The organism is Massilia niabensis, from assembly GCF_042655085.1.
GTDB lineage: Bacteria > Pseudomonadota > Gammaproteobacteria > Burkholderiales > Burkholderiaceae_D > Telluria > Telluria niabensis.
On the sequence record NZ_JBHSMU010000019.1, the window covers coordinates 110,703 to 128,480 of the forward strand.

Annotated in this window: 19 protein-coding genes; 7 read left to right on the plus strand and 12 right to left on the minus strand. The window is 66.9% G+C overall.

What is annotated here, in order from left to right; translation table 11 throughout:
• Positions 1 to 5: 5 nt before the first annotated feature.
• Both ACFPN5_RS23800 and ACFPN5_RS23805 read right to left on the minus strand, forming a co-directional pair.
• Entirely contained in the window at positions 6 to 1,661 is a 1,656-nt protein-coding gene (locus tag ACFPN5_RS23800) for a DUF4394 domain-containing protein (RefSeq protein WP_379786334.1), read from the minus strand.
• A 158-nt stretch (positions 1,662 to 1,819) separates the two neighbouring features.
• Positions 1,820 to 2,398 (minus strand): helix-turn-helix domain-containing protein, encoded by a 579-nt coding sequence (locus tag ACFPN5_RS23805; RefSeq protein ID WP_379786335.1) that lies wholly within the window; start codon positions 2,396 to 2,398, stop codon positions 1,820 to 1,822.
• 208 nt (positions 2,399 to 2,606) lie between these two features.
• Between ACFPN5_RS23805 and kbl the strand changes: the two genes are divergently transcribed.
• From kbl to moaD, 6 genes are all read left to right on the plus strand, one after another.
• The gene (gene kbl / locus ACFPN5_RS23810; protein ID WP_379786336.1) at positions 2,607 to 3,830 is read left to right on the plus strand and encodes a glycine C-acetyltransferase; all 1,224 of its coding nucleotides are present in this window, start codon (positions 2,607 to 2,609) and stop codon (positions 3,828 to 3,830) included.
• A 25-nt stretch (positions 3,831 to 3,855) separates the two neighbouring features.
• The gene (locus tag ACFPN5_RS23815; protein WP_379786337.1) at positions 3,856 to 4,812 is read left to right on the plus strand and encodes an NAD-dependent epimerase/dehydratase family protein; all 957 of its coding nucleotides are present in this window, start codon (positions 3,856 to 3,858) and stop codon (positions 4,810 to 4,812) included.
• 37 nt (positions 4,813 to 4,849) lie between these two features.
• Positions 4,850 to 6,250, plus strand: a complete 1,401-nt coding sequence (locus tag ACFPN5_RS23820) for an L-serine ammonia-lyase (RefSeq protein ID WP_379786338.1) — start codon at positions 4,850 to 4,852, stop codon at positions 6,248 to 6,250.
• Between the two features lie 145 nt (positions 6,251 to 6,395).
• Positions 6,396 to 7,871, plus strand: a complete 1,476-nt coding sequence (gene thrC, locus ACFPN5_RS23825; RefSeq protein ID WP_379786339.1) for a threonine synthase — start codon at positions 6,396 to 6,398, stop codon at positions 7,869 to 7,871.
• Between the two features lie 38 nt (positions 7,872 to 7,909).
• On the plus strand, positions 7,910 to 9,148 hold the full coding sequence (locus ACFPN5_RS23830; RefSeq protein ID WP_379786602.1) for a molybdopterin molybdotransferase MoeA: 1,239 nt from the start codon (positions 7,910 to 7,912) through the stop codon (positions 9,146 to 9,148).
• 4 nt (positions 9,149 to 9,152) lie between these two features.
• The gene (moaD, locus tag ACFPN5_RS23835; RefSeq protein WP_379786340.1) at positions 9,153 to 9,410 is read left to right on the plus strand and encodes a molybdopterin converting factor subunit 1; all 258 of its coding nucleotides are present in this window, start codon (positions 9,153 to 9,155) and stop codon (positions 9,408 to 9,410) included.
• A 43-nt stretch (positions 9,411 to 9,453) separates the two neighbouring features.
• Here the strand turns inward: moaD and dctP are convergent, their stop codons facing one another.
• The 6 genes from dctP to ACFPN5_RS23865 form a co-directional block, all read right to left on the minus strand.
• Positions 9,454 to 10,494, minus strand: coding sequence for a TRAP transporter substrate-binding protein DctP (gene dctP, locus ACFPN5_RS23840; RefSeq protein ID WP_379786341.1), 1,041 nt, complete (start codon positions 10,492 to 10,494; stop codon positions 9,454 to 9,456).
• Positions 10,495 to 10,701: 207 nt separating this feature from the next.
• The gene (locus ACFPN5_RS23845; RefSeq protein WP_379786342.1) at positions 10,702 to 10,929 is read right to left on the minus strand and encodes a hypothetical protein; all 228 of its coding nucleotides are present in this window, start codon (positions 10,927 to 10,929) and stop codon (positions 10,702 to 10,704) included.
• A gap of 10 nt (positions 10,930 to 10,939) precedes the next feature.
• A complete protein-coding gene (locus ACFPN5_RS23850) occupies positions 10,940 to 11,404 on the minus strand; it encodes an alpha/beta fold hydrolase (RefSeq protein ID WP_379786343.1) in 465 nt (154 codons plus the stop codon).
• A gap of 20 nt (positions 11,405 to 11,424) precedes the next feature.
• Positions 11,425 to 11,895, minus strand: a complete 471-nt coding sequence (locus ACFPN5_RS23855) for an alpha/beta fold hydrolase (protein ID WP_379786344.1) — start codon at positions 11,893 to 11,895, stop codon at positions 11,425 to 11,427.
• Positions 11,892 to 12,095 (minus strand): helix-turn-helix transcriptional regulator, encoded by a 204-nt coding sequence (locus ACFPN5_RS23860; protein ID WP_379786345.1) that lies wholly within the window; start codon positions 12,093 to 12,095, stop codon positions 11,892 to 11,894. Before ACFPN5_RS23860 ends, ACFPN5_RS23855 begins: the two co-directional genes overlap by 4 nt.
• On the minus strand, positions 12,092 to 12,478 hold the full coding sequence (locus ACFPN5_RS23865) for a hypothetical protein (RefSeq protein ID WP_379786346.1): 387 nt from the start codon (positions 12,476 to 12,478) through the stop codon (positions 12,092 to 12,094). The genes ACFPN5_RS23860 and ACFPN5_RS23865 overlap by 4 nt, the downstream gene beginning before the upstream one ends.
• 143 nt (positions 12,479 to 12,621) lie before the next feature.
• Between ACFPN5_RS23865 and ACFPN5_RS23870 the strand changes: the two genes are divergently transcribed.
• Positions 12,622 to 13,863: a TIGR03862 family flavoprotein gene (locus tag ACFPN5_RS23870; protein ID WP_379786347.1), complete on the plus strand. Its 1,242-nt coding sequence runs from the start codon at positions 12,622 to 12,624 to the stop codon at positions 13,861 to 13,863.
• Here ACFPN5_RS23870 and ACFPN5_RS23875 read toward each other — a convergent pair.
• The 4 genes from ACFPN5_RS23875 to hpnD are packed head-to-tail and all read right to left on the minus strand — an operon-like array spanning position 13,857 to position 17,728.
• Positions 13,857 to 14,666, minus strand: coding sequence for a GIN domain-containing protein (locus ACFPN5_RS23875; protein ID WP_379786348.1), 810 nt, complete (start codon positions 14,664 to 14,666; stop codon positions 13,857 to 13,859). The two genes, ACFPN5_RS23870 and ACFPN5_RS23875, sit on opposite strands and share 7 nt — an antisense overlap.
• 2 nt (positions 14,667 to 14,668) lie before the next feature.
• Positions 14,669 to 15,442: a DUF1700 domain-containing protein gene (locus tag ACFPN5_RS23880; protein ID WP_379786349.1), complete on the minus strand. Its 774-nt coding sequence runs from the start codon at positions 15,440 to 15,442 to the stop codon at positions 14,669 to 14,671.
• A 50-nt stretch (positions 15,443 to 15,492) separates the two neighbouring features.
• Entirely contained in the window at positions 15,493 to 16,908 is a 1,416-nt protein-coding gene (gene hpnE / locus ACFPN5_RS23885) for a hydroxysqualene dehydroxylase HpnE (RefSeq protein ID WP_379786350.1), read from the minus strand.
• Entirely contained in the window at positions 16,895 to 17,728 is an 834-nt protein-coding gene (gene hpnD / locus ACFPN5_RS23890) for a presqualene diphosphate synthase HpnD (protein ID WP_379786351.1), read from the minus strand. The genes hpnE and hpnD overlap by 14 nt, the downstream gene beginning before the upstream one ends.
• Between the last annotated feature and the right edge of the window lie 50 nt (positions 17,729 to 17,778).

The window sequence follows — 17,778 nt, forward strand, 5'->3', positions numbered from 1 at the left end:
CCGCCTTACTGCCGGATGGAAATGGCGATATCGCGCAGGCCGACCTGGCCATTGCCGATCGCAGAGGTGGCCGGATTGGCAGCGCCGTTGACCGGCGTGGCGGCGCCGGTGGCCAGGTCAATGCGGTACAACGTCGACGGGCCGGTGGGAGCGGTGCGCAGGGCCGCCAGCACCAGGCCATTGGCGCCGCCCGCAATATCCATCGCCACGTCACCAGCGACGGCCACACCCAATGGACCAACCAGGGTCAGCGTGCCGTCGTTCGGCGGGTTCTGCATTGCCAGGCTGGCGCTCGCGTTGTCGATATCGTACAGCGTGGTCGTCGTGGCGCCGGCGATGCTGTTCGTATAGGCCCCTGCGGTGACCAGCGGCGTGGCCCCCGCGCGGTTGACGGCGCCGTCGGTCGTCGTCGCGCCCGTGTCGACATTGATACGCAGGTTCTGCCCGGTGTCGCTGATCACGCGCAGGCGGTCGGCCACGGGGTTGAAGTCGACCGCGAAGGCGGCGCCGACGATGCCCGCGTAGGGTGAGCTGGTGTCCGCCGGATCGGCTGCCAGGCTGGCCTTGACGGTCGCCGCGCCTGTTGCCGGGTCGATGCTGACGATGCGCCCTGCCGAAGTGAGCCCGTACAGCAGGGCGTCGCGCGGGCGGAAATCGATCCCGAGCAGGGTTTCGCCGGTATTCAGGCCGGTCACCGCGCTCGAGGTGTCGATCACATTCGGCGTGCCCGGCTTGAAGCTCACCAGGCGTGCGTCGTCCGTCAGGCCATAGGCAAGCGGCGCCTGCGCTGCGCGCAAGGCAATTCCGCGGATGTCCTCGTTGATGCCTAGCGCACCGATGGCGGTGGCGGCGGCACTCGTCGCTGCCAGGTTGATCGTGTACAGGGTGCGCGCGCCGCCAACCGTCAGCACGGCGTACCCAAGATTGGTGCGCGCATCGATATCCAGGCCATTGACTGCACCGGCATCCACCCCCAGCGCAACCGGCAGGCTCAGCGTGCCGTTGTTCGGCGGATTCTGCACGTACAGCGTATCGTTCGCGGTATCGAGCGCGTACAGGGTCGTCGTGCCGGTCCCGGCGAAGGAATTGGTGTAGGCAGAGGCTGTGACCGCGGCATTCGCGGCGCCGCCATTGATGGCGCCGTCGGTCGTCGTGGCGCCGCTGTCGACGTTGATGCGCAGGCTCTGCCCGGTATTGCTCACCACGCGCAGGCGGTCCGCGGCGGGATTGAAGTCCACACCGTAGTCGCTGCCGCTGAGCGCGGTGAAGGGTGCCGTGGTATCGGTCGCATCGGCGGCGAGGGTCGATTTCAGCGTTGCCAGGCCGGTGGCGGTATTGATCGTATAGATGCGTCCGCTGCTGCCGACCCCGTACAGCACACCGTCGGCGGGACGGAAATCGATGCCCGCCAGGTTTTCGCCGGCCTGCAGGCCGACGACGTCGACGCTCGTGCGCACCGTGGCCGGCGCATCACGGTTGAACGAGACCAGCTTATTGCTTACCGTAATGGCGAAAACGTCGCCCGCCGACATCATGGGCGGAGCCGGCGTCGGCGCGGGGGTAGGGGCGGGCATGCCATCGTCGTCGCTGCCGCCGCAGGCGGCGAGTGCCAGGGCGATCGAAGACGCAAGGATGAGCTTTGGGAAACGGTTGTTGTTCATGGTCGGCATCCTGAAATGGTTGGCACGTTGCCGTGCGGTAGTGGATCAAGGACGCAGCGCCTGCTGCCAGGCGCCACGGCGCTGTTGATATCCTTACTACGTCGACAACTTGCTTTTGGATGCAGCCAAGTGAAAATAAATGTGATGGGGGCGTGCGATCAGCGGTGCACCACCACCAGCAGCGCTTTCGCCTCGGTCTTCCCGGCATTCCTCAGCACGTGATCCTGGTCCGCCGAATACCTCGCCGTGCCGCCGGCCTTGACCTTGCGCTTTTCCAGCCCGACTTCCACCTCCAGCGAGCCGTTCAATACCGTCAGGTGCTCCCTGGTCCCCGGATCGTGCGCCTGCGAGGCCAGCGCGCCGCCCGGCGCCAGCGTCAGCTCGTACCATTCGTACTGCCCGGCCAGCTCCATCGGGCCCAGGATGCGCAGCGTGTAGCCGGCGTGCGTGCCAGGCAGCGTCGGCGTCTCATGGGCGTCGAGCACGCGGATCGCTTCGACCTCGCGCGTTTCCGACGACAACAATTCGCCGATCTGTACCCCGAGCGCATTGGCCAGACGCCAGGTAATGGCAATGGTAGGATTGGCCTTTTCGCGCTCGATCTGCGACAGCATCGACTTCGACACGCCCGCGATGCGCGACAGGTCTTCCAGGGTCAGGCCCCTGGCCAGGCGCAGGCGCTGCAGGGTGGCGCCGACTTCGGGCGGGGCGTTGTTGGTCGTAACCACGGTTTTCATCTGAAGGCCATCATTGTGTGAGGGGAGTGCCGGACCTTGCCAAGTTCAACAGGGCGGCGTAATATCCATTATATTGAATTTCGGTTCGAGATAGCGAAAAAGCAGCGAAGCACCGAAACTTGGCAACGGACGGACAACGGTACAGTATAGGCCGCCCCAGGGTCAAGCCGGCCGGGTCGGGCAAGCATTAATTAATAGGGAATCCACCATGAGCGAACAAGCGAAGAACGCGTTTTACACCGGGCTGCAGCAGAACCTCTCCACCCTGCGCGAGCAGGGCCTGTTCAAGCCGGAGCGCGTGCTCGCGTCGCGCCAGGGCGCGCAGGTCCAGTCCGAGGACGGCCGCACCCTGATCAACATGTGCGCGAACAACTACCTTGGCCTGTCGGGCGACCCGGAGACTCAAAAAGCAGCGGAAGAAGCGCTCAAGAAGTATGGGTATGGTCTTTCCTCGGTGCGCTTCATCTGCGGCACCCAGACCGTGCACAAGGAACTGGAAGCGGCGCTGTCGAACTTCCTCGGAACCGAAGACACGATCCTGTACGCCGCGGCCTTTGACGCCAACGGCGGCGTGTTCGAGCCGCTGTTCGACGAGAACGACGCCATCATCTCGGACGCCCTGAACCATGCTTCGATCATCGACGGCGTGCGCCTGTGCAAGGCGGCGCGTTACCGCTATGCCAACAACGACATGGCGGACCTGGAGAAGCAGCTGCAGGCGGCAAACGACGCCGGCAAGCGCCACAAGGTCATCGTCACCGACGGCGTGTTCTCGATGGACGGCACCATCGCCCAACTGGACAAGATCGTCGCGCTGGCCGAACAATACGGCGCCCTGACCATGATCGACGAGTCGCACGCGTCCGGCTTCATGGGCGCGACCGGGCGCGGCACGCACGAGCACTGCGGCGTGATCGGCAAGATCGACATCATCACCGGCACCCTGGGCAAGGCCCTGGGCGGTGCGATGGGCGGTTTTACCTCGGGCCGCCGCGAAGTCATCGAGACGCTGCGCCAGAAGTCGCGTCCTTACCTGTTCTCGAACACCCTGGCCCCAATGATCGCCGGCGCCTCGCTGTCGGTGCTCGAGCGGATCTCGAAGTCGACCGAGCTGCGTGACCGCCTGATGGAAAACACCGCCTACTTCCGCAAGGAGATCGAGCGCATCGGCTTCACCATCAAGCCGGGCACGCACCCGGTAGTGCCGGTGATGCTGTTCGACGCCCCCGTGGCGCAACAATTCGCGGCGCGCATGTTCGAACTGGGCGTGCTGCTGTCGGGCTTCTTTTACCCGGTGGTGCCGATGGGGCAGGCGCGCGTGCGCGTCCAGCTCTCCGCGGCGCATACCCGCGAGCAGCTCGACACGGTGCTGGCCGCCTTCGAACAAGCCGGGCGCGAGCTGAACATCATTAAAAATGCGCATCAAGAATAATTAATCACCGGCTTCAGGAATACTTATGGAACGCATCCTCATCATCGGCGCCAACGGCCAAATCGGCAGCGAGCTGGTCTCCGCACTCGCAGAACAACATGGCGCCGATAAGGTGCTCGCCACCGACATCGGCACGGCCAATGTCTACGGCGCGGCGCGCTACGCCCAGCTTGACGTGCTCGACAAGGACCGCCTGGCCGCGCTCATTGCCGACGAAGGCATCACCCAGGTCTACCAGCTGGCCGCGCTGCTGTCGGCCACCGGCGAGAAGGCGCCATTGAAGGCATGGAGCCTGAACATGGATGGCCTGCTCAACATCCTGGAAGTCGCCCGCGCGCGCCTGGATGCGGGCAAGCCATTGAAGGTGTTCTGGCCGTCGTCGATCGCCGCTTTCGGCCCGAACACGCCGAGCGAAAACACCCCGCAGTACACGGTGATGGACCCGACCACGATCTACGGCATCAGCAAACTGGCCGGCGAGCGCCTGTGCGAGTACTACCACACCAAGTACGGCGTGGACGTGCGCAGCATCCGCTATCCCGGCATCATCAGCTTCAAGTCGCCACCGGGCGGCGGCACCACCGATTACGCGATCGCGATCTTCCACGCGGCCCTGAAGGGCGAGACCTACGAGTGCTTCCTGGGCCCGGAAACCACGCTGCCGATGATCTACATGCCCGACGCGATCCGCGCCACCATCGAACTGATGGACGCGCCGAGCGAGCAGGTACTGATCCGTTCCTCGTACAACGTCGCCGGCGTGTCGTTCAACCCGCGCGAACTGGCCGAGGCGATTACCCGCGCCGTCCCGGAGTTCAGGATTGCCTACAAGCCGGACAGCCGCCAGGCGATCGCCGACAGCTGGCCGAAGAGCCTCGACGACAGCCGCGCCAGCGCCGACTGGGGCTGGAAGGCCCGCGTCGGCACCGAGGAGATGGTCGCCAGCATGCTCGAGAATATCGACATTGGCGCCACCGCTTAAACACAATATAAATAGAAGAAAAGCGGAGACAAACCAGATGGACATGAGTGTTTTTGATCTGTTCAAGATCGGCATCGGCCCCTCGAGCTCGCATACCGTGGGCCCGATGGTCGCGGCGCGCCGCTTCCTGCTCGAGTGCGGCCCGCTCGATCGGGCCGTCGGCGTCGAAGCGCACCTGTATGGTTCGCTCGCGCTGACCGGCGTCGGCCACGCCACCGACAAGGCCGTGATCCTCGGCCTGATGGGCGAGACCCCGCAGGGGATCGACCCCGACACCGTCGAGGACAAGCTGGCCGAAGCCGAACTCGATGGCGTGCTGCGCCTGCTCGGGACGAAAGAGGTGCCGTTCACCGCCCGCACCGGGCTGCTCTGGCACAAGGCCTCGAGCCTGCCGGAACACCCGAACGGCATGCGTTTTGTGCTGCAGCTGCGTGACGGCAGCGTCATCGAGCGCATTTTTTACTCGGTCGGCGGCGGTTTCATCACCGCGGCCGGCGAAGCCCAACGCGCCGCGCAGGAGCCTGCCGATGTGTCGGCGCCAGCGCCTGTGCCGTTCCCGTTCAGCACGATGGTCGAGCTGCTGGCGCATGGCCGGGAGCACGGCATCTCCATCCCGCACATGCTGCGCGCGAACGAACTCGCACGCATGAGCGAAGCGGAGCTGGACGCGGGCCTGGACAAGATCTGGCAGGTGATGTGCGAGTGCATCGCGCACGGGCTGGTGACCGAAGGCCAGCTGCCGGGCGGCCTGAACGTCAAGCGCCGCGCAGCGAAGCTGTGGAAGCAGGCGCACTGCGTCGAAGGCAAGCGCGTCAACGAACTGCCGCACGATTCGACCCACCAGGTCACGCTGTACGCGATGGCGGTCAACGAGGAAAACGCGGCCGGCGGGCGCGTGGTCACGGCGCCGACGAACGGCGCGGCCGGCATCATCCCGGCCGTTGTGCGCTACTACGCCGAAGACTGCCGCCCGACGGACGCGGTGCGCGGCATCCGCGACTTCCTGCTGACCTCGGCGGCGATCGGCATGCTGTGCAAGAAGAACGCTTCGATCTCGGGCGCCGAAGTCGGCTGCCAGGGCGAGGTCGGCGTGGCCTGCGCGATGGCGGCGGCGGGCCTCGTGGCGGCGCTCGGCGGCACGAACGAGCAGATCGAGAACGCGGCCGAAATCGGCATCGAACACCACCTCGGCATGACCTGCGACCCGATCGGCGGCCTGGTGCAGATCCCCTGCATCGAGCGCAACGGCATGGGCGCGATCAAGGCGATCACCGCGGCCTCGCTGGCGCTCAAGGGCGACGGCACCCACTTCGTGAGCCTGGACAACGTCATCGAAACGATGCGCCAGACCGGGGCCGACATGCAGGTGAAGTACAAGGAAACCTCGCTGGGCGGGCTGGCGATTCATGTGGTGACGGTGAATCACGCAGCTTGCTGATCGGGTTCGTAGGGTGGACTCCCGAGCCCACCCTACAAGGCCTGCAACTTTAACAACCAGCGTAAACTCGAGCATACAGACAGGATTACCCGGCCCGCACTATAATAAAAGAATCAACGCGAGCCCAACCGGATCATCGAACTGTATGCAATACGTGTCTACCCGCGCAACGAGCGCGTCCGCTTCCCGTAATCCCGAAACCTTCTCGAGCATCCTGCTCGGCGGCCTGGCGCCCGACGGCGGCCTGTTCCTGCCGGCCGAGTACCCGCAGGTCACCCCGGACGAACTGCACGCCTGGCGCAGCCTGTCGTATGCCGAACTGGCCTACGAGATTCTGCGCAAGTTCGCCACCGACATCCCGGACGCCGACCTGCGCGAGCTCACCGCCAGGACCTACACGCCCGAGGTCTACCGCAATGCACGCGAAGGCGAGCGCGCCGCGGACATTACCCCGCTGCGTTTGCTGGAAGACGAGGGCGGGCGCAAGTTGATCCTGCAGGCCCTGTCGAACGGCCCGACGCTGGCCTTCAAGGACATGGCCATGCAACTGCTCGGCAACCTGTTCGAATACGCGCTGGCCAAGGACGACGAGGAACTGAACATCTTCGGCGCCACCTCGGGCGACACCGGCAGCGCCGCCGAATACGCGATGCGCGGCAAGCGCGGCGTGCGCGTCTTCATGCTGTCCCCGAGCGGGAAAATGAGCGCCTTCCAGACCGCGCAGATGTTCAGCCTGCAGGACCCGAACATCTTCAACATCGCCGTCGAAGGCGTGTTCGACGACTGCCAGGACCTGGTGAAAGCCGTCTCGAACGACCTGTCCTTCAAGGCGCGCCACAAGATCGGCACCGTCAATTCGATCAACTGGGCACGCGTGGTGGCCCAGGTCGTGTACTACTTCCGCGGCTACCTGGCGGCGACCACGGGTAACGACCAGAAGGTGTCGTTCACGGTCCCGTCCGGGAACTTCGGGAACATCTGCGCCGGCCACATCGCGCGCATGATGGGCCTGCCGATCGACAAGCTGGTCGTCGCCACCAACGAAAACGACGTGCTCGACGAATTCTTCCGCACCGGGGTCTACCGCGTGCGCAAGTCGAGCGAGACCTTCCACACCAGCAGCCCGTCGATGGACATCTCGAAGGCGTCGAACTTCGAGCGCTTCGTCTACGACCTGGTCGGCCGCGACAGCGAGCGCACGCACGCGCTGTTCCGCAAAGTCGAGACGCACGGCGGCTTCGACCTGTCGGGCGGCCCCGGCGCGGACGGCGACGAGTTCCGGCGCGTGGGCGAGTACGGTTTCGTCTCCGGCAAATCGACCCACGCCGAGCGCCTCGAGACGATCCGCATGGCTTTCGATGACTATGGCCTCACGATCGACACCCACACCGCCGACGGCCTGAAGGTCGCGCGCGAGCACATCACGCCCGGCGTGCCGATGATCGTCCTCGAGACCGCGCTGGCTGCCAAATTCAACGAGACGATCCTGGAAGCGCTGGGGATGGATGCCGAGCGCCCGCCCGGCTTCGAGAACATCGAAGCGCTGCCGCAGAAGTTCGTCCTGATGCGGCCGAACGTCGGCGAGATGAAGACCTTCATCGCCGCGCATACGGGACTGTGATCGTGGCGGCGCCGAACGACAAACCTGCGGCGCGCCCGATGCTGTCGGTGCGCGAAGCGCTCGACACCTTGCTCGCCGCGGCCCGCCCGGTGCTTGAAGTGGAGCAGGTGCCGACCCTGGAGGCGAACGGGCGCGTGCTCGCGCTGGACGTGGCCTCGACCATCGACGTGCCGTCGCACGACAACACGCAGATGGACGGCTATGCTGTGCGCGCGGCCGATTGCTCGATTGATGGACTGAGTGGCGGCGCGCTCCTGCGCGTGGCGCAGCGGATCCCGGCCGGCACGGTCGGCCAGCCGCTCGAACCCGGCACCGCCGCGCGCATCTTCACGGGCGCGATGATTCCCGAGGGAGCAGACGCGGTCGTGATGCAGGAACAATGCGAGGTGCAAGGCGACAGCGTGACGATACGCCATGTGCCGACCAGCGGCGAGTGGATCCGCCGCGCGGGGGAGGACATCCAGGCCGGCTCGACCATCCTGCCTGCCGGCACGCGCCTGCGCAGCCAGGAGCTGGGCCTGGCCGCCTCTGTGGGGCTGGCCAGCCTGCCGGTGCGGCGCTGCCTGCGGGTAGCGGTGTTCTTTACCGGCGACGAGCTGACCATGCCGGGCGAAGCGCCGGGCGGGCAACTGGCGCCCGGCGCCGTCTACAATTCGAACCGCTTCCTGCTGCGCGGCTTGCTGGAGAACTTCGGCTGCGCCATCACCGATTTCGGCATCGTGCCCGATTCGCTCGAGGCCACGCGGGGCACCCTGCGCACAGCGGCGCAGGAACACGACCTGATCATCACCTCGGGCGGCGTCTCGGTCGGCGAGGAGGACCATATCAAGCCGGCGGTGGAGGCGGAAGGCCAACTGAACATGTGGCAGATCGCGGTCAAGCCCGGCAAGCCGCTGGCCTTCGGCGAGGTGCGCCGGGCGGAAGGAGCCGATAGCGCGTTCTTCATCGGCCTGCCGGGCAATCCGGTATCGAGCTTCATCACCTTCCTGCTGTTCGTGCGGCCCTTCCTGCTGCGCCTGCAGGGCGTGAGCGGGCCTGTGGAGGCGCGCGCCTGGCAGGTACGGGCCGATTTCAGCCTGCCCAAGGCCGACCGCCGCAACGAATTCCTGCGCGCGCGCGTGAATGCCGGCGGCGGGCTCGACCTGTTCCCGAACCAGGGCTCGGGCGTGCTCACGTCGACGGTATGGGGCGACGGCCTGGTTGACAATCCACCCGGACGCATCATCCACGAAGGCGACATGGTGCGCTTCATTCCTTTCGCAGAATTACAGTACTGAAAACATGCACATTGAACTGCGATTTTTCGCCTCCGTACGCGAGGCCCTTGGCGTCTCGAACGAACGCATCGACTTGCCTGCCGGGGTGACCACGGTGGGCGCGGTGCGCGAGCACCTGATCGAACGTGGCGGTGCCTGGCGCGCGGCGCTCGGCCACGAGCGCGCCCTGCGCATGGCGTTCAACCATGTGATGTGCGATCCGGAGACCGCGGTAAAAGAGGGCGGGGAAGTGGCCTTCTTCCCGCCTGTGACCGGCGGGTAGATACCGCCGGTCGGGGGGCTAAGCCCGCCCCTCATCGCAAGGCCTACAGGAAGGCCATCGACTTTTCCGCCAGCGCGAGCAGCCTGGCGCAGTTCTCGCTGCGGCTGCTGAAATCGCGCCAGGCCGTGTTGCGCGCCATGTCGCGCCACTTCGCCAGCGCTCCCGCATCCATCTCCGCCACGCGTGCGCCGCTGCGGGCGTAGACCCTGGCAACGGCCGCATCGTCCGCCTGCGCCATGCGCAGCGCAAACTTCTCGAGGTCGGCGCCGACTGCCATGACGGCGGCCTGCTGGTCCTTGCTCAGGCGGTCGAATTTCGTCTTCGACATCAGCAGCGGCTCGAGCATGAACCAGTAGCCGCCGCCGCGCGGGCTGGTCAGTGCGCGCGATACTTCCTGCAGCCGGAACGACATCAGCGAGGTCGACGAGGTGAAGGCCGCGTCGAGCGCGCCGCTCTTCATCGCCGCATGGATCTCGTTGGAGGGCATGCTGACGACGGTGCCGCCGGCTTCCTGCAGGATCAGGTCCATCTCGCGCGAGCCGCCGCGCACTTTCATGCCGCGCACGTCTTCGGGCGCGACGATCGGGTTGCCGCGCGAGGCGACGCCGCCGGCCTGCCAGATCCAGCTGACAATGACCAGGCCCTGCTCGCCGAGGATGCGGCTCAGTTCCTTGCCGATTTCGGCGTTCTTCCAGCCGTAGCCCTGGGAGTAGGAGGTCACCAGGCCGGGCATGAGGCCGATATTGGCTTCCGGCGCCTCGTTGGCCGCATACGATAGCGGCACCAGCGCGAGATCGAGCCCGCCCTTGCGCAGAGCGCCGAACTGGGCGTTCGGCGCCATCAGCGACGAGTTGGCGTAGATCGAGAATTTGAGGCTGCCGCGGGTGCGTTTTTCGACGTCGGCCGCGAACATGCGGCAGAGACGGTCACGGAAATCGCCTGCCATCAGGCTGCCGGCGGGGAACTGGTGCGAGATCTTCATCGACTGCGAAGCGGCCCATGCGCTTTGCAGCCACAGCGGGCTGGACGCGATTGCGCCCAGTACGGTCCTGCGGGCCGTGTTTGGCCCTGTCTTCAACGACATATTCATCCTCCAAGATGGGTGAAACGGACTACCGGGCGAATCGTGCGGGCCTCATGGGCTCGCATCGTTCGCTGCCTGTAAGAATATTCTTTGCATAATGCTTGTCAAGCAGAATCTTATATTCTTAACAAATGCAGCGTGAATAACGGGACAGGGTAGCGTCCGCCGGGACAGGCGGACTCCGCATACATCAAGGTGGATCGGACTTTATTTCTTGTCGAGGACGTCGCAGGCGCGGCAGGCGATGCCGTTGCGCATGTTGCGGTAACGCGAGCCGATGAAGATGGCGGACGCGACCGCTGCCCAGCCCAGCGACGAGGGCCAGGCACGCTCGAGCGTCTCGCCGCGCATGAGCACGTCGATGACGAGCAGCAGCACGAACATCGAAACGGCAGCGATCAGGTATTGGCCGATCCAGTAGGACAACTTTGGCATGGCATGCTCCTCAAAGGGTTTTCAGGAACTGTCGCAGCGCCTCGTTGAAGGCGCGCGGCTGGTCGATCATTGCGAAATGACGGGCGTTGTCGACCGGCGCGACTTCCAGGCGTTTGGTTCCCGTCATCAGTTCCCGATAATACGCGACCTTCTCCAGCGCGGTAATCCCCCCCTCGGCCAGGTCGGGCGCGAAATAGGGCGCCAGCACGAGTACCGGCGCCGTGATCGAGGGCAGCCGCGGGCGCAGGTCCTGGGCCAGCACCGCGCCGATATAGCGCTCCACCGCTGCCGGGTCGCTGCGTGCCGTGAGCTGGGCTGCGTCATCGGCCTTGCCCATGTCGACCATGCCGATCGTGCGCATGTACTGCCGCTGCTGCGCCGCAAACGCGGGCCCGGCCAGGCCGGCCATCTGGCGCTGCATGCCTTCGGCCATCGCGCCACGCCCCTCGGCCGGAACGTCTTCCGTGCGCGGCATGACAGGCAGGCCGTCGACGCTCACACGCCGCCGATGCGCCCCGGTTCGCTGGCGGCGAGATCGATCGCCAGCGTGCCGCCGAGGCTGTGGCCGACGAGCACCGGCTTGACCAGGCGCCGCGACGCAACCAGCTCGAGCAAGGCGACGCGCGCCGCCTCGAGCGGGTTCCCCTCGGCGGCGGGGCGGCCGTCGAAGCCGGGCAGGGTGACCACGTATACGGTGTGCGAGCCGGCGAATTCGCGCGCAGTCTCCTGCCATACCCAGCTGCCGCTGGCCAGGCCCGGAATCAGGATCAGGGCCCGGAGCCCCCCGCTGCCGTGGCGCTCGACCAGCATGCCCTTGAGCTCGAAGCGCTCGGCCGGGGCGGCGGCCGCCGCTGCAAAGCGGTTGGCCGGGTCAGGCGGGTTGGGCGCCGCGGGCTGGCCGGCGGCAAGGGCCGGCAACCCGGCCGCGAGGCAGAGGGCGAACAACAGGGATGCTTTGAATTTCATGCAGGCTCCTGGGTTGGGGTGAAGATCGATTCGATCGGTTGCTGGAACAGCCTGGAAATCGCAAATGCGAGCGGCAGGCTGGGGTCGTAGCGGCCGGTTTCGATGGCGATGATGGTCTGGCGCGAGACGTCGAGCAGCTCGGCCAGGTGGGCCTGGCTCCAGCCGCGCTCGGCGCGCAGCTCGCGGATATGGTTTTTCATCGGTTGGTAAGCTTGCGCACCAGCTGCACCACGCCGGTCGCGCCGCACAGGACGCACCAGACGGTAAACATCGACAGGCGCGGAAAGCCGGCGAGCTCGAGAAAGCCGTAGGTAAACGTGAGGCCGGCAGTGATTGCGGCGGCGAGGGCAATATTTTCCATGAGGCGCCGGCGCATGTACTCGTCCTGGCGCCACAGATGGCGGGCAATCGCCCAGATGGCGGCGCCAAAGCCGATCATCGGGGTCGTCAGGATCACGGTGCGCAGTGCCCCGGGCGCCATCGTTTTCCCGAAGTGGATGGCTGCCGTCAGCAACACCGCATACAGCGCAATGGCAGCAAACAGCTCGCGGTGGTAAATCCTCGCGATACGCTTTTCACGCATGACACGTCTCCATGTAAAGTATGCTTTACATCGTAGGCGAGCCAAATCGACATGTCAAGCTCCCTTTACACCTGTCTCGCGGTGCGCAATCTCGACTACAATGCCGCACTTCTTCTTTATCCATATCCTTCAGCCAGCCCAGCATGCCCGCAACTCTTCCGCATCGTCCCCGCGTCGCCGTCATCGGCGGCGGTCCCGCCGGCCTGATGGCCGCCGAAGTGCTGGCCGCGGGCGGTGCGGCGGTGGACGTGTACGACGCCATGCCCTCGGTGGCGCGCAAATTCCTGCTGGCCGGGAAGGGCGGCATGAACATCACCCATTCCGAGCCGGTCGAGGATTTTATCGGCCGCTACGCCGCGCGCAGCAAAGAGGTCGCTGCCTGGATCGAGGGCTTCGGTCCGGGCGCCGTGCGCGAGTGGATCCACGGCCTCGGCATCGAGACCTTCGTCGGTACCTCGGGCCGGGTCTTCCCGACCGACATGAAGGCGGCGCCCCTGCTGCGCGCCTGGCTGCACCGCATGCGGGAAAACGGGGTGCGCTTCCACATGCGCCACCGCTGGCTCGGCTGGCAGGATGGTGCGCTGCGTTTCTCCACGCCAGACGGAGAGCTCGACGTGCGGCCCGGCGCCACCATCCTCGCCCTCGGCGGCGCGAGCTGGGCGCGGCTCGGCTCCGACGGCGCCTGGGCGCCCTTGCTGGCATCGCGTGTGGTGGACGTCGCGCCGCTCAGGCCGTCGAACTGCGGCTTCGATACCGACTGGAGCACCCACTTCAGCGACAAGCACGCGGGCGCGCCGCTCCCCACCGTCGCCATCGCCTATGAAGACCGCAGCGGCGAGCGTGCCCGGCGCCAGGGCCAGTTCGTGGTCACCGCCACCGGCATCGAGGGCAGCCTGGTATACGCATTGTCGGCGCCCCTGCGCGACCAGATTGCGGCGCGCGGCAGCACCACGATCTGGCTCGACCTCGCGCCCGACCATAGCGCCGAGCGCGTGCGCGACGAAGTGGCGCGGCCACGCGGCTCGCGCTCGATGTCGAGCCACCTGCAAAGCCGGCTGGGGATCAAGGGAGTGAAAGCGGGCCTGCTGCGCGAGTGCCTGTCGCAGGACGACTACGCGGATCATGAACGGCTGGCCGCCGCGCTCAAGGCGCTGCCGCTCGTGCTGAAACGCCCGCGCCCGATCGACGAGGCCATCAGCAGCGCCGGCGGCGTGCGTTTCGAGGCGATCGATGCGAACGGCATGCTGCGCGCGCTGCCCGGCGTGTTCGTCGCCGGCGAAATGGTCGACTGGGAAGCGCCGACCGGCGGCTACCTGCTCACCGCCTGCTTCGCCAGCGGGCGGGCGGCCGGACACGGCGTGCTGCGCTGGCTGGCAGCTCAGTGATCGAAGTGCACGTCGCCGCTGCCGGTGCGGCTGATGCTGCGCTGCGGCGGGTTGCCGTGGACGTCGATGTCGCCGCTGCCGCTGACGGCTGCCGCGACCGTGGCATGGGCGGTCACGCTGGCGTTGCCGGAGCCGGTCTGGCGGACGTCGACATCGTCGGCGCGCAGGCGCTGGGCATCGAGCCTGCCGGAGCCGCTCGACTCGAGCTTGGCGCTGCGCGCGGCGCCCGCCAGGGTCATCTCGCCTGAACCCAACAATTGCGCTTCGACCCGGTCGCCATTGCCGGCGTCGAGCGTCAGCTCGCCGCTGCCCTGCATGACGGCGTGGGCCTGGCGGTAGCGGCCGTTGAATTCGAGGCTGCCGGAGCCATTCAGTTCGAGGTCGATGCGTTCGCCGGTGAAGCCGTTTACCTCGGTGTTGCCGCTGCCGTCGACCCCGACACGGTCGAGGGCCGGCAGGGTCAGCTCGACCACGATCGGCTGGCGATGGCGCAGCACGATGCCGCGCGTGCCGATGTGGAGCACCCGTCCATCCTGCGTCGTCTCGATGTTGGCCAGCAGGCGCTGCTCGCCGCGCACCACCAGCTTCGGCTGGGCGCCGTAGTGCAGGACCATGTCGATCGGGCCGCTCAGCTCGACCGCGCGGATGTCGCGTTTGATGGGGCGGGTTTCCTCGCCCACCATGCGGCCCTCGTGGCGCACCGATACGCCCTGGGCGCGCAGCACGCTGTACGACAGGCCGATCAGGACAAAGGCCAGCACCAGCAGGCTCAGGCCCACCCTGAACAAAGTACGTATCGGCATGCTCACGCCCCCCGCAGCAGCGACAGGTTCATCTGCACGTAGCGTCTCACGCCCAGTGCCGCATAGCGCGTCAGGACGAGCGACACCAGGAACAGCACGATCCCGCCCAGCACGGACGCCAGGCCGAGCGCGGTCTGGGTGGCGCGCGATTCTTCGTCCATCTCGGTCGTGATATGGATGCCGCGGCCGGCCACGCGTTCGGCGCCGCGCACGACGCGCGAGGGCGAATCGGCGCCGTCGCGTGCCTCGCCAATGACCGTCTCGCTGCTTCCCTTGCGCACATGGATGCCGGTTTCGCCGATCGAGATGCGCGTCGCCGCATCCTCGTCGCGGCCGCCGTCCTCGATGACCTCGCGCAGCGGCCCGTCCAGCACGAGTTCGTTCGCGCCGGACAGCCCGCTGGCGGTGACTGCGATCCCGCCGACATAGAAGGCGAATGCGCTGACGTAGAGCGCCGCCAGCAGCGAGCCGACGACCGCCGCCGGGATCAGCATGAACAGGTTGAAGATCAGCAGCCCGACCGCGGAGACCAGCATGCGCACCAGGTTGGCAGGGTTCTTCTGCTCGGCAAACGCATGCATGTGGGTGTTGGCGCGCAGCGTCAGGGCGACCTTTTTCGGGTCGTCCAGCTCGCTGGCGATGTCGGCTTCGGCCCGGCCGGCCGCCATGCCGTCCACAAAACGCTGCTCGTACCAGGCCAGGGTCTTGGCCTGCAGTTCCGGCGGCAGGCCGAGCATGGACCGCTTGAGCGCGTCGAGGTATTCCAGTTTGCCCATGGGGGTTCGGTTTCGCAGTGCGGTTACGCAGTTCGGTTGATCAGATGCTGTTACTGTACCGGGCCGTCCGCCCCGTCGCCAGCGGCGTGCGACGAGCTGCTGTTTTCGGGCGGCAGGCGGTCGCCTGCGAGGATGGCCCTGGCCGCCGCCTGGCCGCTGCGCACCGCCGACTCGAGCGTGGCGGGGTAGTCGCTGGCCGTGTAGTCGCCGGCCAGCACCAGGCGGGGCAGGGCGGTCAGGTTGCCCGGCCGAACCAGGCCCGGGCTGCAGGAGAAGGTCGCGCGCTTTTCGGTAATCACGCGGCTCCAGAGCGGTGCGGCGAGCCGCGGGTCGGCGAAGGCCTCGGCCAGCTGGGCCGCTACCAGCTGCGCCAGCGCCTCCTGCTCCAGCGCGGCGGCGCCGGCGGCCGCGCTGATCACGACGGCCAGCAGGCCGGCCTGGCCGGGATCGAGCTGGCCGCGATCGAAAGCGAACTGGCCGAAGCGCCCCGTCGCCGGCTCGTCGAGCAGGGCGCAGAACGGCAGCGGCAGGCGCATGCCGGCGTCGTATTGCAGATAGCAGGTGGCGATCGGCTCGTGCTCGAACGCGTTCAGTTGGGCTGCGAGCGCTGCCGCTTCGGCATGGGGAGCGAGCAGGGCGGCAGCGGCGCCCGGCGGCGTGGCCAGGACGACGGCGTCGAAACGTTCGCCGCTTTCCAGTTCCCATCCGCCGGCCGCGCGCGCCAGCGCGCCGACCTTGGCGCCGGTTTTGAGCACGCCGCCATGCGCCTCGATGTAGCGCGCCGCCGCCGTCGGGAACAGCGCGCTCAGCTCGAGGCGGGGAATGAGCATGTCGGAGGCGGCGCGCCTGGCGCCGAGGCTGTCGCGCAGGGTCGCCATGAAGACGTTGGCCGAGGCGCGCTCGGGCGGCGTGTTGAGCGCGGCCAGGCAGAGCGGATGCCACAGCAGGCGCGCCAGGCGCGGGGTCTGCCCGTAGCGCTCGAGCAGGGTCGAGACGCTGACGTCCTGGTCCAGGCGCCAGCCCATCCAGCGCAGGCCGGTGAAGAGCTGGGCCAGCGCCAGCTTGTCGTCGCGCCCCAGGCCAGTGGCGCGCACCAGGGCGACGATCATGTGCCAGGGCGCCGGCAGGCGCGGAGCGGCGAAATCGAGCGCGCCGCTGTCTGGCGGATAGCGCATCTGCAGCGGCAGGCGCAGCAGGGCGCCGGCCGGGTCGACGCCGACGCGGGTCAGGAGGCCCAGGGTTTCGTTGTAGGCGCCGAGCAGAATGTGCTGGCCGTTGTCGAGCAGCCGTCCCTGCACCTCGACGGCGCGCGCTCGCCCGCCGAGCGTGCGGCTCGACTCGAACAGGGTGACGCGCGCTCCTTTGCCGGCTAGTTCGACGGCCGCGGCGCAGCCGGCCCAGCCGCCGCCGATGACCGCAACCTGCGCCCCGACGGCCGGACTGGCGGCTTTTTTAGCTGCGTACATAGGTTTTCCACGCCAGCCAGAGCTTGCGCAGCGGCGTGAGGGAAATGCGCTGGGTCAGCACGTGGAAGTTGTCGCGTTCGATCTCATCGAGCAGGGTGCGGTAGATGGCGGCCATCATCAGGCCCGGGCGCTGGGCGCGCCGGTCTTCCTTCGGCAAGAGAAGCAGGGCCTCGTCGTACATCTTCTGGGCGCGCTCGGTCTGGAACCGCATCAGCGCCTCGAACTTCTCGCTGTGGCGCGCATTGAGCAGGTCGGCCGCCGTCACGCCGAACTGCTGCAGTTCGTTGACCGGCAGGTAGATGCGGCCCTTGCGCGCATCTTCGCCGACGTCGCGAATAATATTTGTTAACTGGAACGCGAGGCCGAGCTTTTCGGCATACGCCAGCGTCTGCGGGTTGCTGTAGCCGAAAATGCTGGCCGACAGGATGCCGACCACGCCCGCCACGTGCCAGCAATACTTGCGCAGGCCCGGGTAGTCGAGGTAGCGGCTCTGGTCGAGGTCCATCTCCATGCCGTCGATGATGGCCTGCAGGTGCTGCTCTTCGAGCCCGTAGACGCCGGTATGGGGTTTCAGGGCCTGGGTCACCGGGTGGGTCGGCGTGCCCTTGTACATGGTCGACACTTCGGTGCGCCACCAGGCCAGCTTGATGCGTGCCAGCGAGGCGTCGGTGGCCTCGTCGACGGTGTCGTCCACCTCGCGGCAGAACGCGTACAGGGCCGTGATCGCGCGGCGGCGTTCGGGGGCGAGGAAGAGGAAGCTGTAATAGAAGCTGGAACCGCTCTGGACAGTCTTTTGCTGGCAGTATTCGTCGGGAGACATGTAAAGGGTGAAAATGTTAAGCAGCAATGTTAGAGCATGCGAAGCTGCTA